The sequence below is a fragment of the Kribbella sp. DT2 genome, from assembly GCF_049844575.1.
Taxonomy (GTDB): domain Bacteria; phylum Actinomycetota; class Actinomycetes; order Propionibacteriales; family Kribbellaceae; genus Kribbella.
This window is the reverse complement of the sequence record NZ_JBNCLH010000005.1, coordinates 268,230-281,613: the sequence shown is the minus strand read 5'-3', so window position 1 is coordinate 281,613 and position 13,384 is coordinate 268,230. Positions and strand designations below refer to the sequence as shown.

The window sequence follows — 13,384 nt, the reverse complement described above, 5'->3', positions numbered from 1 at the left end:
CTTACCCCTCCCCAGTCAGCTGCTGCGTTGGTCGAGCTCGGTGACGATTTCTTCGGCTACCCGGCGGAGCTTGATGTTGTGGTCCTGGGAGAGGCGGGCCAGGAAGGCGAAGGCTCGTTCGTCGTTGAGCTGGTAGCGCTCCATCACGATGCCGACGGCCTGGCCGATCGCGCCGCGGGTCTGGATGGCCTGCTGGAGGTCGTTGATCTCCTGGGCGTAGGCGATCGCGGTCGCGGCCTGGTGGGTGAACAGGGCGCTGACCGTGGCGAAGTCCTCGAAGGCGCCGACCTCGGTGGCGTACAGGTTGAGGGCGCCCTGGGACTTGGGGGCGTCGAAGAGACGCAGGCCGGCCTGTGAGCGGATGCCGGCGGCGAGGGCGACCGTGGCGTAGCGCGGGAAGCGGCTGTCCCGGGCGAGGTCCGGGGAGATCACGTGCACGGCGTCGACGGCCGCGTAGTAGCACGGTCCTTCGCGGAACTCGTACTGCGCGGCGTCGAGCGGCAGCAGCCGCTGGTCGGTCGGGGCGCTGGTACCGAGCTTGCCGTCGCTCTGCAGGACGGTGATGCTCGCGTAGTCGACCCCAGGGATCATCTCGACCGCGGCGTGCGTGATCTGACTCAACGTGTGGTCGAGATCGCCGGGCGTGAGCGCACGGCGCAGCAGCCGAGCGGTTTCGAGCAGGCGCGAGTCATTCATGCTCTCCGGGTACCCATCGCAGGGCTCAGCGAACCGGTGCGCGGCCCGCGGGGTCGGCCTGGCGGAAGGCGGCGCGGTAGGCGTGCGGGTTGGTGCCGACGACGCGTTTGAAGCGTTCGCGGAAGGCGGTGGGGGAGCCGAAGCCGACGCGGCCGGCGATGCGGTCGACCGGCTGGCTGGTGGCCTCCAGCAACGACTGTGCCCGCCGGATTCGCGTCCGCAGCAGCCACTGCAGGGGAGTCGTCCCGGTCTGCTCGCGGAAGCGGCGGTTCAGGGTGCGGGTGCTCATCCCGGCCTGGGCGGCGAGGTCGTCGAGGGTGAGGTCGCCGGCGCAGTTCTCCTCCATCCAGCGCAGCAGCGGTTCGAGCTCGGAGCCGCGGGGAGTCGGCGGCTGGTCGTGCACGATGAACTGGGCCTGGCCGCCTTCGCGTTCCAGGGGCATCACCGCCGTCCGAGCGGCGTCCGCGGCGACGGCCGAGCCGTAGTCCCGGCGTACGAGGTGCAGGCAGAGATCCAGCCCCGCGGCGGCGCCCGCCGACGTGAGGAACTGGCCGTTGTCGACGTAGAGGACGTTCGGGTCGACCTCGATCTCGGGGTGCCGCTCGGTCAGCAGGTCGGCGGCGAACCAGTGGGTGGTCGCCCGCTGGCCGTCGAGCAGCCCGGTCGCGGCGAACACGAACGCACCAATGCAGATCGACGCGATCCGCGTGCCCTGCGCAGCGGCGTCGCGGAGCGCGTCGAGCACCGGCTCCGGGATCGGCCGGTCGAGATCACGGCAGCCCGGCAGGACGATCGTGTCCGCCTCGGCGAGCACTTCCAGCCCGTACGGCGGTTGCAGCGCGAACGCACCGGCCGCGACCGACGCCGTCGCGCCACAGACCTTCACCTGGTACGCCGACCGCCCGTCGGGCAGCCGAGCCCAGCTGAACACCTCGATCGGCGTCGCCAGGTCGAACGGGATCACGTCGTCGAGAGCGAGCACGGCCACGGTGTGCATGGCTGGATCGTAGATGCTCCACCGATTCCAGCCAACGCCTGGTGTTGACAAATCGCCTGTTGAAGGAGTTGGCGAGAATCCGTTGGTCTCTGGCTCGCTAGCCAGTTCCGTGGGAGTCGTGGCGGCCACTACCGTCCACCGCGTGACCAAGCTGCTGCTCTCGATCCACGTCATCGCGGCCATCCTCGCCATCGGCCCCGTGGCGGTGGCCGCCAGCCGTTTCCCGGCGGCGACCCGCCGCCTGCTCGCCGTCGTCGACCCGCCTGCCGGTGCTCCCGAGCCGCCTGCCGGTGCTCCCGACCCGACGGCCGCGGTGCCGCCCGCTGCGATGAACCGCGCGGTCGAGGCCGCGCTCGCTGTGCGTGCGGAACGCGAGGTGAGCGAGCTTCGAACGCTGCACAGGATCTGCAGGGTGTACGCCGTCGTCGGCATCGCCGTACCGGCCTTCGGACTGGCGACGGCGCGCAGTCTCGACGTGCTCGGCGATCCGTGGCTGATCATCTCGATCACGCTCACCGCGATCGCGGCCGCCGTACTGGTTCTGCTCGTTCTCCCTGGACAGGAACGCGTCCTGACCGCCACGCCCGACGAGAAGACTCCTGCTCGCCTCGCGATGCACGCCGGCCTCTTCAACCTGCTCTGGGCCACCGTGACGGTCCTGATGATCACCCGCCCCGGCTCAACCACAGGAGTCTGACCATGCCCGCACTCCGCGCCGCGGCCACCGCCGAGGTCGTCTCGCTGGTGATCCTCTTCACCAACCTCTTCACCGTGCACTGGCCCGCCGTCTCGTCCCTCATCGGCCCGACCCACGGCTGCTGCTACCTGCTCGTCGTCATCCTCACGGCGCGCTCGGCGGGAGCGACCACCAACACCAAGCTTCTCGCGCTGGTCCCCGCCATCGGCGGCCTGCTCGTCCTACGCCGCCTCAACACCGTTGCCCAAGACAACGATCCTGTGGAGCTGTAGCCGCGCGGGATCCATCAGGTGGGACATCCGCTGCTCGGCGCCCGGAATACGTCGTACGGACTAAGACCCGGAGAGCTTCACGTCGGTCGCGGTCGCCGTGACGCGCAACGACTGGCCCTCGACGTCCGCGCCGGTCACGCGCGCCCCGAACGGCAGGTCAGGGATGCGCACCCCGCGCGCGAGCAATGCGGTGATCACCGTCCTGACCTGCGACGGAACGCCGTCCGGCAGGTTCTCGACGACCAGCCCGATCCGCCCGTTGCGCACCTCGGGCCGCACGGTCGCCACCGCGTCGAAGCCGCGGACGGTCAGTTTGGCCTGCAGCTTCTCGCCGACGGCCGACAGGTTCAGGCCCTCGATCCCGCTCGCCGCCGCCGTCAGCTTGGTCAACGCGGCCGGCGACATCTTCAGGTGAACGTCGGCGCGGCTGACGGTCACGGTCGCGCTCGTGTCGCCGGTCAGCATCGCGCGGGGGACCTGGATCCCCTGCATCACCATCGTCAGTTCCTCGGCCGCCACGTTCGAGACGCTCGGCTGGTCCATCGTCACGGTGATCTCGGAGAACTCGCCCTTCGCGAGCTGCGGCAGGAAGCCGAACCCGCCGACCTCCGCCTTCGTGCTCGCCGCGGTCACGTCGTACTGCGCCGCCTCGTTGACCGCCTCGGTCGCCAGCCGCTTCTCGGCCACCGACTCGGCGGCCCGGTCGCCGATCACCAGGATCAGCAGCACGATCACCAGGAAGATCAGGAACCCACGGCCCCGGCGGCGCGGCTTCGGGCGGTCTGCACGAGTACTCACGGGCGGGAGCCTAGGGCATACCGGAGGGCGCTCGCCGTACGACGTCGTGCGTCGTACGGCGAGCGCCCGGCCCGATCAGCGCCGCTGGGTGTGGTGGTGGCGCCGGCGGTGCTGCAGCGGACCGCCGAACAAGGCGATCCAGAAGAACACCCACAGCACCCACGGGGCCGCGAACGAGACGCTCGCGACGACGAGTCCGACCATCAGGAACGGCAGCAGGAACAGGAACGCCGGCGGGCGGCCCTGCGCCACCCAGGACGGCGGCCTGCCACGACCGGCAGCCCACGCGGGCTGCTGCCGCCCGGCGACCTGCACCAGCGCGGTCTCGTCCGGCAGGTCGGCGAACAGCGGCGTGAGCTCGTCGTCGTACCGGGCCTTGGTTGCGCGCTCGCTGCGCTCCTCGAACTCGTCCTGCGTCAGCCGGCCCGCGACGAAGTGGTCGCCCAGCGAGGCGACGGCCTGGTCGCGTTCGGCGTCACCGATCCGCAACGAGCCAACATGGTCCGGCCCGAACCGTTCGGGGCCGAGCCGTTCAGGGCCGAGCCGTTCAGGGCCGAGCCGTTCAGGGAAGGTCATCACCGGTCCTGCTCGTCGTCGCCGAGGATCCCGTACAGCGTGCGCCGCAGCTCGATCAGCGCCTTGCGGGCCTTGGCCTGCTGCTCCGGGGTCCCGGTCGCGAGCACCTGCCACAGCGCCCCGCCGACCTGGCCGAGCAACGGCTTCAGCCCGTTCTCGTCGTCGTCCGCGGTCGCGCTCATCGCCTCCCACGGCGCCGAGACCTCGTCGGCGTGCTCGGCGACGTACGCGCGTCCCTCGTCGGTCAGCGAGAACGTCCGCCGCCCGGTCGCCGCGTCGGCCGTCACCAGACCCTCGTCCTCGAGCTGCTGCAGGGTCGGGTAGATCGAACCAGGGCTGGGCTTCCAGGCCCCGCCGCTGCGTTCGGCCACGACCTGGATGATCTGGTAGCCGTTCATCGACTCCTCGGCCAGTACGGCGAGGATCGCGGCTCGCACGTCGCCGCGCCGAGCCTTCGACTGCCGCCAGCCGCGCGGACCCGGCCCGCCCGCCCACGGCGGCCCACCGAACATCGGACCCCACATGCCGCCGAACGCCTGGTGGTGATTGCCACCGCCGTGACGCTGCCGGCCGGTCATCGCGGCCCGCAGCTCTTCCTTGATCTCCTCGAACGACGAACAGCCGCGGCTGTCCTGCCCGAACTGCCAGAACGGCCATCCCGCCGCGTACGCCGATCCACCCATCTCCGACCACCGTCTCTCTCGCCCAGAGGTTGCTTGCCCAGAGGTTGCGATAGTTCGACGATATATCGCGAACTGTCGCCACCCAAGGGGTGATCGTGAGGTGGTGTGCCGCCGGGTACCTGAGGTGTTCACTGCCTTAGGAGGGATGTGCGATGACGAATCCCAGCAACCGTTACGAGAACCTCACCCCGACCCGGTTCGAGAAGACCCACTCGGTCACCGACTCCGAGATCAACGAGGCCCTGGAGCGCGACGGCGTGGTCGAGGAGTCCGGCCTGGCCGACCGCGAGGTCCTGCACGACGACGGGACGCCGCCGGCCGACGACCAATGACGACGTTGAGCGCTCAGTTGAACGCGGTCTGTAGGTTGGAGAGTTCCTAGCTCGTCCCCAACCCTGAGACCCGAAGGATTTCGCGATGAGCATTTTCGACAAGTTCAAGGACAAGGCGACCGAGATGCTGCAGGGCGCCGGTGACAAGGTCACCGAGGCCACCGGCATCGACGTCAGCGGCGTCACCGACCACGTCGGCGGCGCCGCCGAGGGCGTCACCGACCAAGCCCAGGGCGTCACCGATCAGGCCCAAGGCGTCACTGACCAGGCGCAGGGCCACGTCGACGGCCTCGCCGACCAGGCGCAGGGCCACGTCGACAACGCGCAAGGCGCCGCGGACCAGTTCACCGAAGCCACCGGTGTGGACGTCCCCGTCGACCAGGCCACCGAAGCCGCGCAGGGCTACGCCGACCAGGCCCAGGGCCACGTGGACGGCCTCGCCGACCAGGCCCAGGGGCACGTCGACAACGCCGGCAACCACATCGACCCGACGCAGCGCTAAACGCCGTACGCGACAATCGTCGGCATGGCGAAACGGCGACCGGCGGTCTTCTGCCCCTGCGGCTCGAGTACGACGTACGAGTCCTGCTGCGGGCTGCTCCACCGAAGCGAGAAGACCGCCGCGACCGCGGAGCAGCTGATGCGTTCGCGCTACTCCGCGTTCGTCGTCGGCGATGTCACGTACCTGCTGCGCACCTGGTCGACGAAGACCCGGCCGCCGTCCCTCGAGCTCGACGCCACCGACTGGACCGGCCTCGAGATCCTCGGCACGACGGCCGGGACCGCCTTCCACAGCGAGGGAACCGTCGAGTTCCGCGCCTCGTACGCCGGCGGCGCCCAGCAGGAGAACAGCTACTTCACCCGCGAGCACGGCGACTGGGTCTACGTCGAGGCTCGCTAGGCCTTCAGGAACTCCAGCAGGTCGGCGTTGATGACGTCGGCGTGCGTGGTGGGCATGCCGTGCGGGAAGTCCTGGTAGGTCTTGAGCGTGCCGTTCGCGAGCAGCTCGGCGGACTTCGGGCCGGCGGCGACGTACGGGACGATCTGGTCGTCCTCGCTGTGCATCACCAGGACCGGGATGCTGATCTTCTGCAGGTCCTCGGTGAAGTCGGTCTGCGAGAACGCCACGACGCCGTCGTAGTGCGCCTTCGCGCCGCCCATCATGCCCTGGCGCCACCAGTTCGCGATCACCGCTTCGGACGGCTCGGCGCCCGGGCGGTTGTAACCGTAGAACGGTCCCTCGGGCAGCGCCCGGTAGAACTGCGAACGGTTCGCCGCGAGCTGCACCTGCAGGTCGTCGAAGATCTCCTTCGGCAGGCCCTCGGGGTTGGCGTCGGTCTTCACCATCAGCGGCGGTACGGCGCACAGGATCGCCGCCTTCGCCGCGCGCCCGTCGCCGTGCCGGCCCAGGTAGCGCACGACCTCGCCACCGCCGGTCGAGTGCCCGACGTGGATCGCGTCGTTCAGGTCCAGGTGGTCGACGACAGCCTTGAGGTCGTCGGCGTAATGGTCCATGTCGTGCCCGTCGCTGGTCTGCGTCGACCGCCCGTGCCCGCGCCGGTCGTGCGCGACGACGCGGTACCCCTGCTGCAGGAAGAACAGCAGCTGCGCGTCCCAGTCGTCACTCGACAACGGCCACCCGTGACTGAACACGATCGGCTGCCCGCTACCCCAGTCCTTGTAGAAGATCTCCGTACCGTCGCTGGTCGTGATGGTGCCCACTGTCCCGCCCCTGTCTCTCGATGAGTAGAAGACGCGCCCCCAGCACCTGCCCACGCTAACTCCGGCCAGGCAGCCCTTCCAATGGCTTGCGACCAGCTCGATCAGACCTCCACCTTGAAAGGGTCGTGCTCGCTCAGGAGTTTGTCCAGGCGGGCCTGGTCGACCCGGTTGGTCACGCCGGCCAGCTCCTGGCGGTCGCGGACCACCTTGCACAGCACGACTGTTGACGTCACGACGTACAGCAGGCCCAAGGCGAGGAAACCTCGCACCCAGGGCTGGGCGGGCAGGTAGATCAGGCCGATCACCATCGCCGTCACCGAGATCCCGAAGGATGCCACCGCCTGCGCGTAGAACGCCCCCGTCTGGGAGGGCTGAACTGGTTTTGTCATGCCCCGAATCCTCCGGGCCCGGAGGATTCGGCGCATGAGCAGAAACACTCAGCTCGGTCAGAGTCCTTTGCCGCCGATGTGGCATGGGCGGCCGCCGACTGCCAGCAAGTTCAGTCCGACTGAGGTGTCGCGCTGTTGCGTTCGTCGGGCGGGGTGGGGGAGTTGGGCGGCGGCGTGCTCGGCGGTGGGGTGTCGGGCGGCGGCGTGCTCGACGGGGTGTCCTCCGGCGTCGACGTCGTCTGGGTCGGGCTGGAGGGGGTGTTGCTGGGCTGGACCGGCACGGTGGGCGACGTCGTCGGCGTCGGCGTGCTGGACGGCGTCGTGGTCGGGGTCGGACTGTTCGACGGCGTCTGGGTGGGCTGGCTGGACGTCGCCGGACCTGTGGGGCCGGTCCGGGTCGGGTCGTTGCTGGTGCTCGGGTCCGTCGTACCGGGGTTGACGCCCGGCGTCGGGGTGACGTCGGGACGGAGGTCGGTCGTCGGCGGCTGGCTCGGCTCGTCGCCGAAGAGCACGACGCCGGTGATCGCGGCCGCGGCGGTTGCCAGTACGGCGATGGCGCCGATCAGCAGCTGCTTCGTCCGCGAGCTGGGCTTGGGCGGTACGCCGCCGGCCGGCCCCTGGTCGCCAGGCGCGCCTCCACCGGCAAGCTCAGGGCTCGTGGCTGTCGCACCGGCGAGGCCCGCAGCTCCTGCAGCCCCAGCAGCGACAGTGGGCGCGTCGGCTCCAGCAGCGCCCGCCGCAAGCCCGCGCCAGTCGTCCCCGACGCTGCGAGCCCGCAACGCCCCGCCCGCGATCTCGGCGGCCGTCGGACGCTCCGCCGGGTCCTTGGCGAGCATGCTCAGCAGTACCTGCTCGAACGCGCCGCCGAGCTCCGGCCGCTCCACGCTCGGCGGCGTCGGCACCGCGTCGACGTGCTGGTAGAGGATCGCCGTCGGGTTGTCCGCGTTGAACGGCGGCTGCCCTGTGACGAGCTGGTAGAGCACACACCCCAGCGCGTACACGTCCGACGGCTGGCCGGCCCGCCCACCCCGTGCCCGCTCCGGCGCGAGGAAGCGCGAGCTGCCGATGATCTGCCCGGTCGCGGTCAGCGTGGCCGATCCCTGGTCCGCGACGTGCGCGATCCCGAAGTCCGCGACCTTGACGGTCCCGTCCGCGGCGACCAGCAGGTTGCCGGGTTTCACGTCGCGGTGGACGATGTCCTCCCGGTGCGCGGCCGCGAGACCGGCGGCGGCCTGCTCGACGATGTCGATCGCCCGGTCCTTCGGCAGCGGCCCGTCGTTGGCCTCGAGCTCGCCGGCCGCCGTAGGGCCCTCGACCAGCTCCATCACGAGGAAGAACCCGTCCTCGTGGTTGCCGAAGTCGTACACCGACACGACGTGCGGGTCGCTCAGTCGCGCCGCCGCCCGCGCCTCACGGTGGAACCGCTCGGCAGCGCTCGGGTCGTGGTCGTTCGGCAGCAGCAACTTGACCGCCACCGGCCGCTGCAGCACCTCGTCGACGGCACGCCACACCTCACCCATGCCGCCCCGCCCGATCGACGGACCGAGCCTGTACCGCTTTGCTACGAGCATCCGGCCCTCGTACCCATCAACACCCTGCGTCAACCTCTCCCCGTACGTAACCTGCTTGATCTGCCAGCCTAGTTCGCTCGATGCTGGAATCGTTTTCCGTCTCGGACAAGGAGCACCCGATGGACATGGCGACCGCGCTGCGCGACCTCGGCGTGACCGGCAGCGAACTCACCCAGGACGAGAAGGACCAGCTCGACCGCGACGGATTCCTCCCGTTGGAAGACGTTCTGAGCCTCGAAGAGGTTGACTCCTTCAACCGGCGGATGGCGGAGCTCACTGCCGCCGAGGGCGCCGAGGCCGGTCTCGAGGTGCACCAGGAGCAGGGCGCCGACCGCCTCGCCGACCTGATCAACAAGGACCCGATGTTCGAGGTCTGCTTCAGTCACCCCCGCGTGCTGGCCGCGATGCGGCACGTCCTCGGCGCCGAGTTCAGGCTCTCCTCGCTCAACAGCCGCGCGGCGCTGCCCGGCCAGGGCCATCAGTCCCTGCACGCGGACTTCGGCCATCCCGTCGCGCCCGGCGCCTACGAGGTCTGCAACTCGATCTGGCTGCTCGACGACTTCACCCCCGAGAACGGCGCGACGCGCGTCGTACCGGGCTCGCACCGCCGAGGCACGATGCCCGCCGACGAGATGCCCGACCCCGCCGCCACCCACCCCGACCAGATCCAGCTGACCGCCAAGGCCGGCACGGTCGTCATCTTCAACAGCCACCTCTGGCACGGCGGCACCCGGAACCACACCAACAGACCCCGCCGAGCCATGCACTCCTATTTCGCGCACCGCCACCTGCCCCAGCAGCTCAACCAGCAGGCCTACCTCCGCGGCGAGACCTACGACCGGCTGACTCCTGCCCAACGCTTCATGCTCGACGTGACCGCGCCATGACGAAGCTGCTGAGCGCTGCGGACATCCCGGTGATGCAGGGGTTGGCCCAGCGAGTCACCGCCGTACGGCCGGAGCTGATCAGTGCCGGCGCCTCCTACGGCGAGCTGGCCTGGATCTGGGGAAAGGGACACGCAGGGACATCACCGGCGCCTCGCTGAGCTACCAGATCCACCCCGATCACCTCGAGCTGATCGACGAGGTGATCGACTGGTACGACGGTGTGGCGGACGGTCTGGAGAGGACGGCGCCCCCGACGACCGCTGAGAAGTTCGCCCTGGAGCCCTGGGCGGCGTACGGGTACAAGCCCGACCAGGAGGCGCTCGGCGACACCGGCGACTGGACCCAGCTCAACCAGCGGGACCTCGCCGAGCTCGGCGATCATGTGGTTCGACGAGGCGAACCGGGCCGTCGAGTTCGAGCCGGTCGGAACGCATCCGGACTTCCGGCGACTCGGGCTGGCCAGCGCGATGATGCTGCACGCGATGCGGCGGGCGCGGACGGCCGGGGCGACGCACGCCACGGTCGTCTGCCTGGGTGCGCCGGGGCATCCGCGGGCACGCGGCCTCTACTACGGTCTCGGGTTCCGTGAGCTCTCCCGCGCCGCTGGTCAGGCCTGCGAGCTAAAACCAGCCCGATGGGTACAGGGCGGGCATGAGCACGCGGTGGGCTGGTGCGGTCGCCGTCGTCCAGACGCGGAGACGGCGGCTGCTTCGTGGGGTCCTGGCGATGCTGGTGTTCGCGCTGCCGGTGGTGCTGCTCGGGCTGGCGGTGCGGCAGCAGTTCGATCCGCTGGTCAGGGCGGACCAAGCGGCGATCCGGGAAGCGACCGGGTTCAGCGTCCGGCACGGGTTGATACCGGTGCTCACCGTGATCCAGGTCGTCAGCCTGCCGATCTTCGTGTACGTCGTGGCGACTGCTGTTGCGGTCTGGACCTGGAAGGCCAAGCAGCTGAAGGGGCGCGCGGTGTGGGCGTTCGTCACGATGATGGTCGGGTGGTCGATCGGCGGGATCGCCAAGCCGATCGCGCAGCGCGCGCGGCCGGTCGTCGACGACGCGGTGCCGCACGCGCACGGCTACTCGTTCCCCTCCGGGCACACGCTGAACATCACCTTGGCGGCCGCCGTACTGGTGTTCCTGCTCTGGCCGCTGCTGTCCGCGAACCAGCGCCGGATCGCCGTCGCGCTGGCGGTCGTCGTACCGGTGGTCGTCGGTCTGGACCGGCTCTTCATCGGTGCGCACTTCCCGTCCGACATTCTCGCCGGGCACGTACTCGGTCTGGGCATTATGTTCGCTTCATGGACCGGATTCATCGGCAGGACGGCGTCGACCTCCTCACCAGGACCGTCGCACCCGGCGTAGCGCTCGGCGGCATCCTCATCGGCCTCGGGCTCTCGCTGCGTGGACCACTGCACGGGCTCAGCCGTTCCGAGGAGGCGGTCAACAAGGACCTCGCCGCCGACCGCACCGGGACCTGGGACACGATCACCGCGATCTGCTCCCAGATCGGCAACACCGTCGGCGTGATCGCGGTCTGCATCGTCGTCGCGTCCCTGATCCTGTGGCGAACCCGCGACCTGCGCCTGGCCTTCGTCGCTCCCGTGGCGATCGCGATGCAGGGCCTGATCTTCCTGGTCGCCGCCAAGGTCGTCGACCGGGACCGCCCCCAGGTCGACAAGCTCGACGCGTCCCCACCGACCGCGAGCTACCCCAGCGGCCACACGGGTGCTTCCACCGGCCTGTACGTCGCCCTCGCGCTGCTCGCGCTGCGCATCGAACGCCCCTGGCTGCGCTGGACAACGGTCGTCGTCTGCCTCGCGATGCCTTTGCTCGTGGGGTTCTCGCGCCTCTACCGCGGTATGCACCACGTCACCGACATCACCGCGGGCGTGCTCAACGGCGCCATCTGCGCGCTGCTCGCGTACGCCTGGTACCGGCACTGCGCCTCCCGGCGGACGCCTCGCCGTACGGCGGTCCGGCGGCGGTGAGCAGACGCTAGGATTCCTTGTGTGACCGAGGGAACAGGCGCGCACGCGCAGCGCGCGCAGACATGTGGTGCGACCGCCGAGATGACACTCGAAGGCGTCAGCGCCCACGACCACCACATCTGCCGCCGCCCGAGTGGCCACGGCCCGGAGCACCGCTGCTCGGTCTGCCCGCACGTCTGGCAGGCCCAGTAGCTTCAGGTTCCCCCCGGGAAGCCTGACTTGACCTCAGGTTGACCTGAGGTTCGAGGATGTCGGCCATGACCACCGACATCACCGGACCCCGGCTGGCCGGCCGGCGGGAGTGGATCGGCCTCGCCGTCCTCGTTGTTCCCGCCCTGCTGGCCTCGCTCGAGCTGACCGTCACCCACCTCGCCCTGCCCGCGATCGGGCGTGAGCTGGGCGCGTCCAGCACGCAGATGCTGTGGATCGTCGACGGGTACGCGTTCCTGCTCGCCGGCACGCTGGTCGTGATGGGCGCGCTGGGCGACCGGATCGGGCGGCGCAGGCTCCTGATCGGCGGCGCGATCGGCTTCAGCGTGCTGTCGCTGATCGCCGCCTACGCACCCACCCCGGAAGTCCTCGTCGCGGTCCGGGCCTTGCTCGGCGTCGCGGGAGCAACGCTCATGCCGTCGGTGCTGGCGCTCACCGTCGTACTGTTCACCGAGCCACGCCAGCGGACGCAAGCGGTCGGTATCATCATCGCCGCGGTCTCCGCCGGTACGGCGATCGGGCCGCTGCTCGGCGGCTGGCTGCTCGACCACTTCTGGTGGGGCTCGGCGTTCCTGCTGCCCATTCCGCTCATGCTGGTACTCGTTGTGCTCGGTCCGGTGACACTGCCCGAGCACAAGGCGCCGGGTGAGCGCAGCCTCGACCTGCCCAGCGCGGCCCTCTCGATCGCGGCTGTGCTCGCGACCGTCTACGGGCTCAAGCAGCTGGCCGCAGCCGGTCCGGAGCTGACGGCGTTCGCCGCGATCGCCGTCGGGCTGGCCTGCGGGGTGCTGTTCGTCCGGCGGCAAGGCCGAATGGCCGACCCGATGATCGACCTGCGGCTCTTCGCCGGCCGGGCGTTCACCACGGCCACCGTCACGCTCGTCTTCGGGATCTTCGTTTCCTGGGGGATCAACTACGCGGCCGCCCAGCACCTGCAGCTCGTGGCGGGGCTCGACCCGTTGACCGCGGGCCTGTGGACCGCGCCGCCCGCGCTCGGCGTGATCATCGGCTCGCTCGGCGCGACCCGGCTCGGGCGGAAGGTCCCGGCGGGGCGGATCATCGGCGGTGGGATGCTGCTGTCGACCGTCGGGTTCGTGGTGCTCGGCTGGATCGCACCGGACACCCCGCTCCCGGTGCTGGTCGGAGCGATGGTGCTCATCTCACTCGGGCTCGGCCCGATGATGACGCTCGCCACGGACATCATGGTCGGCAGCGCTCCCGCCGACCGGGCCGGCGCGGCGTCGGCGATCGCTTCCACCGCACCGCAACTGGGCGGCGGCCTGGGCATCGCCATCCTGGGCAGCATCATCACCGTCGCCTACCGCGCCGACATGCACGCCACCACCGGCCCGGCCGGCGAAAACCTGACCGCCGCCGTCGCTGCCGCGGCACACCTTCCGCCCGCCGAAGCCGAGACCCTGCTGGACTCCGCCCGCTCAGCCTTCACCAGCGGCTTCGGCATCAGCGCACTGGTCGCAGCCGCCCTCACCGCGGTGATCGCCAGCACGGTCCTCGTCGTACTCGGCCGCCGGTGAGTCCTGCACGGCCGAGCCGAGGAAGGTCGCGTGC

At 70.2% G+C, this 13,384-nt stretch carries 19 protein-coding genes and 1 pseudogene; 12 read left to right on the top strand and 8 right to left on the bottom strand.

The features are described 5' to 3' along the window. Positions 1-15: 15 nt before the first annotated feature. Both ACLQ2O_RS22900 and ACLQ2O_RS22895 read right to left on the bottom strand, forming a co-directional pair. Entirely contained in the window at positions 16-696 is a 681-nt protein-coding gene (locus tag ACLQ2O_RS22900; protein WP_425834612.1) for an ANTAR domain-containing protein, read from the bottom strand. Between the two features lie 25 nt (positions 697-721). Further along, entirely contained in the window at positions 722-1,693 is a 972-nt protein-coding gene (locus ACLQ2O_RS22895; RefSeq protein WP_425834610.1) for a GlxA family transcriptional regulator, read from the bottom strand. A 142-nt stretch (positions 1,694-1,835) separates the two neighbouring features. Between ACLQ2O_RS22895 and ACLQ2O_RS22890 the strand changes: the two genes are divergently transcribed. Both ACLQ2O_RS22890 and ACLQ2O_RS22885 read left to right on the top strand, forming a co-directional pair. Next, on the top strand, positions 1,836-2,390 hold the full coding sequence (locus ACLQ2O_RS22890; RefSeq protein ID WP_425834608.1) for a hypothetical protein: 555 nt from the start codon (positions 1,836-1,838) through the stop codon (positions 2,388-2,390). A 2-nt stretch (positions 2,391-2,392) separates the two neighbouring features. Continuing rightward, positions 2,393-2,662 (top strand): DUF3817 domain-containing protein, encoded by a 270-nt coding sequence (locus tag ACLQ2O_RS22885; RefSeq protein WP_425834606.1) that lies wholly within the window; start codon positions 2,393-2,395, stop codon positions 2,660-2,662. A gap of 60 nt (positions 2,663-2,722) precedes the next feature. Here ACLQ2O_RS22885 and ACLQ2O_RS22880 read toward each other — a convergent pair whose 3' ends face one another. From ACLQ2O_RS22880 to ACLQ2O_RS22870, 3 genes are all read right to left on the bottom strand, one after another. Beyond that, positions 2,723-3,460, bottom strand: coding sequence for a DUF2993 domain-containing protein (locus ACLQ2O_RS22880; protein ID WP_425834604.1), 738 nt, complete (start codon positions 3,458-3,460; stop codon positions 2,723-2,725). A gap of 75 nt (positions 3,461-3,535) precedes the next feature. Beyond that, positions 3,536-4,036: a DUF1707 SHOCT-like domain-containing protein gene (locus tag ACLQ2O_RS22875; protein WP_425834602.1), complete on the bottom strand. Its 501-nt coding sequence runs from the start codon at positions 4,034-4,036 to the stop codon at positions 3,536-3,538. Beyond that, positions 4,036-4,719: a PadR family transcriptional regulator gene (locus ACLQ2O_RS22870; protein ID WP_425834600.1), complete on the bottom strand. Its 684-nt coding sequence runs from the start codon at positions 4,717-4,719 to the stop codon at positions 4,036-4,038. Before ACLQ2O_RS22870 ends, ACLQ2O_RS22875 begins: the two co-directional genes overlap by 1 nt. A gap of 152 nt (positions 4,720-4,871) precedes the next feature. Between ACLQ2O_RS22870 and ACLQ2O_RS22865 the strand changes: the two genes are divergently transcribed. The 3 genes from ACLQ2O_RS22865 to ACLQ2O_RS22855 all read left to right on the top strand — a co-directional run bounded on the left by ACLQ2O_RS22865 (position 4,872) and on the right by ACLQ2O_RS22855 (position 5,952). Further along, positions 4,872-5,051: a hypothetical protein gene (locus ACLQ2O_RS22865; protein WP_425834598.1), complete on the top strand. Its 180-nt coding sequence runs from the start codon at positions 4,872-4,874 to the stop codon at positions 5,049-5,051. 85 nt (positions 5,052-5,136) lie between these two features. Further along, a complete protein-coding gene (locus tag ACLQ2O_RS22860; RefSeq protein WP_425834596.1) occupies positions 5,137-5,553 on the top strand; it encodes a hypothetical protein in 417 nt (138 codons plus the stop codon). 24 nt (positions 5,554-5,577) lie between these two features. Then, positions 5,578-5,952, top strand: coding sequence for a YchJ family protein (locus ACLQ2O_RS22855; protein WP_425834594.1), 375 nt, complete (start codon positions 5,578-5,580; stop codon positions 5,950-5,952). Here the strand turns inward: ACLQ2O_RS22855 and ACLQ2O_RS22850 are convergent. From ACLQ2O_RS22850 to ACLQ2O_RS22840, 3 genes are all read right to left on the bottom strand, one after another. Next, entirely contained in the window at positions 5,949-6,773 is an 825-nt protein-coding gene (locus ACLQ2O_RS22850; protein WP_425834592.1) for an alpha/beta fold hydrolase, read from the bottom strand. The two genes, ACLQ2O_RS22855 and ACLQ2O_RS22850, sit on opposite strands and share 4 nt — an antisense overlap. A 101-nt stretch (positions 6,774-6,874) precedes the next feature. Continuing rightward, positions 6,875-7,162, bottom strand: a complete 288-nt coding sequence (locus ACLQ2O_RS22845) for a YiaA/YiaB family inner membrane protein (RefSeq protein ID WP_425834590.1) — start codon at positions 7,160-7,162, stop codon at positions 6,875-6,877. 110 nt (positions 7,163-7,272) lie between these two features. Continuing rightward, positions 7,273-8,733, bottom strand: a complete 1,461-nt coding sequence (locus tag ACLQ2O_RS22840) for a serine/threonine-protein kinase (RefSeq protein ID WP_425834588.1) — start codon at positions 8,731-8,733, stop codon at positions 7,273-7,275. Between the two features lie 119 nt (positions 8,734-8,852). Here ACLQ2O_RS22840 and ACLQ2O_RS22835 point away from each other — a divergent pair, with 119 nt between their 5' ends. From ACLQ2O_RS22835 to ACLQ2O_RS22805, 7 genes and pseudogenes are all read left to right on the top strand, one after another. Then, the gene (locus ACLQ2O_RS22835; protein WP_425834586.1) at positions 8,853-9,620 is read left to right on the top strand and encodes a phytanoyl-CoA dioxygenase family protein; all 768 of its coding nucleotides are present in this window, start codon (positions 8,853-8,855) and stop codon (positions 9,618-9,620) included. Continuing rightward, positions 9,617-9,778, top strand: coding sequence for a hypothetical protein (locus tag ACLQ2O_RS22830; RefSeq protein ID WP_425834584.1), 162 nt, complete (start codon positions 9,617-9,619; stop codon positions 9,776-9,778). The genes ACLQ2O_RS22835 and ACLQ2O_RS22830 overlap by 4 nt, the downstream gene beginning before the upstream one ends. 222 nt (positions 9,779-10,000) lie before the next feature. Next, positions 10,001-10,192 (top strand): annotated as a pseudogene (locus ACLQ2O_RS22825) (GNAT family N-acetyltransferase); the annotation flags it as partial. A gap of 79 nt (positions 10,193-10,271) precedes the next feature. Continuing rightward, positions 10,272-10,979, top strand: coding sequence for a phosphatase PAP2 family protein (locus ACLQ2O_RS22820; RefSeq protein ID WP_425834582.1), 708 nt, complete (start codon positions 10,272-10,274; stop codon positions 10,977-10,979). Beyond that, entirely contained in the window at positions 10,916-11,605 is a 690-nt protein-coding gene (locus ACLQ2O_RS22815; RefSeq protein WP_425835268.1) for a phosphatase PAP2 family protein, read from the top strand. The genes ACLQ2O_RS22820 and ACLQ2O_RS22815 overlap by 64 nt, the downstream gene beginning before the upstream one ends. A 21-nt stretch (positions 11,606-11,626) precedes the next feature. Further along, positions 11,627-11,797: a hypothetical protein gene (locus ACLQ2O_RS22810; protein ID WP_425834580.1), complete on the top strand. Its 171-nt coding sequence runs from the start codon at positions 11,627-11,629 to the stop codon at positions 11,795-11,797. A 65-nt stretch (positions 11,798-11,862) separates the two neighbouring features. Next, positions 11,863-13,350 carry an MFS transporter gene (locus ACLQ2O_RS22805; protein WP_425834578.1) on the top strand — a complete coding sequence of 496 codons (1,488 nt, stop codon included), beginning with the start codon at positions 11,863-11,865 and terminating at the stop codon, positions 13,348-13,350. The last annotated feature ends 34 nt before the right edge of the window (positions 13,351-13,384 follow it).